The following is a 1,479-nucleotide window of genomic DNA, read 5'->3' on the forward strand; positions in this document are numbered from 1 at the left end:
GACTTGCATGTATTAGGCACGCCGCCAGCGTTCGTCCTGAGCCAGGATCAAACTCTCCATTAAAGTGTTTGACTTGCTCATTGTATTGCTGACGAGATAATTCTCGTGATTCTTAACATTCACGTTCAATGCGCTTCATGATCGAGATCATGTCCTTCATTCAACGTTGCTCGTTGTTCAGTTTTCAAGGAACAATTGTAAGTTACTTTCTTTTCTTCACCGCCGTTCAGCGGCTACTTAACTAATATACCACGTTAACAACTTGAAGTCAACATCTTTTTAATTTAAACTTGTTTGTGTTATTTCCAATCCCACCTCAAAATGAGACAGGAACAATAATATATCATATCCTTTGTACATAATGCAAGCCTTATTATTATAAAGTAGTTAATATGTATAACTTAGTAGATATGATTAGTTTTTTGTCCTTTCTTATCCCATAATATCAGATACTTCCCCAGGGGTGATTAAACTACCGACTCTCCAAGTCTAACACACATATATAAGGTATTCGCTCCCACAAGATCTAAATTGCTGTTGTATACTAATTTGAAAAAGAATCCTACTGCCAGCCATATTTGGGTACAATACATTCGCTATTTCCAATTCCTTTTTAACTTTTATAGTCAAAGGCTATTACAGCAAATATGCTTTGAAGCTTTCAAGCTTGGCCCGATCCTAAATAAGCTTACATTCCATGCTCATAAGTACCAACTTATCTATCAATTTCTCGTTCTATAAATGTTCAACTTCAGCTGCCGAAGCTGGTGTTAGATCCGAGTAATCTTTAATTGTTAATAATAATTGAAATACTATAAACTTGAATTAGGATGGGATGGGTTTGTGTAGAAGCAGAAGAAATTAACATCGAGAATTTTATATGTAATATTACAAGTGGAATTGGTTAGTAGTGCAGTTATAGGAGAGTTATTGAACCATGATCCATATTTATATCATGTTCTCATGAGGATTTTTTAGATATTTGTAAAAATACTGGTATATCAAAACGTAGCAAACACCTCAGACAGCATTCTAGGGTATAAAGGTATGACTATTATAACTTCCTTCCATATTCGCAAGCAAAATGTTGTAAATTGCTCAATTGAAAAAATAACTCTATGCACTTTCTGTATATTTCTATTTTATATTCCTCAGTCCCCTTAAATACTGTACTACCCTTTAATATAAGTAAAAACAACTCTGCTTTCAGTGTTTGATCGGCACTCCATCCTACCAGACAATATGATTTATCATTATATTAGTGCATAGTAATTGTAATTTTAACGCTTTATTTAAACAAATTAATGGCTCTTCAAATAAAAAAGAAGCTTCCCTTGGGCCTATTCAGGCCTTTTGGTACAGCTTCTTTATCTGCTTGGCAACGTCCTACTCTCCCAGGACCCTGCGGTCCAAGTACCATCGGCGCTGGAGGGCTTAACGGTCGTGTTCGGGATGGGTACGCGTGGAACCCCTCCGCCA

Annotated in this window: 2 rRNA genes; both read right to left on the reverse strand. The window is 36.1% G+C overall.

Features of this window, described 5'->3' with window-relative positions:
• Nucleotides 1-63: ribosomal RNA gene (locus tag MH117_RS26350) — 16S ribosomal RNA — on the reverse strand; the annotation flags it as partial.
• A gap of 1,310 nt (nt 64-1,373) precedes the next feature.
• A 5S ribosomal RNA gene (gene rrf / locus MH117_RS26355) occupies nt 1,374-1,479 on the reverse strand; the annotation flags it as partial.

The sequence above is a fragment of the Paenibacillus sp. ACRRX genome (assembly GCF_022346885.1).
Taxonomy (GTDB): Bacteria; Bacillota; Bacilli; order Paenibacillales; family Paenibacillaceae; genus Paenibacillus_B.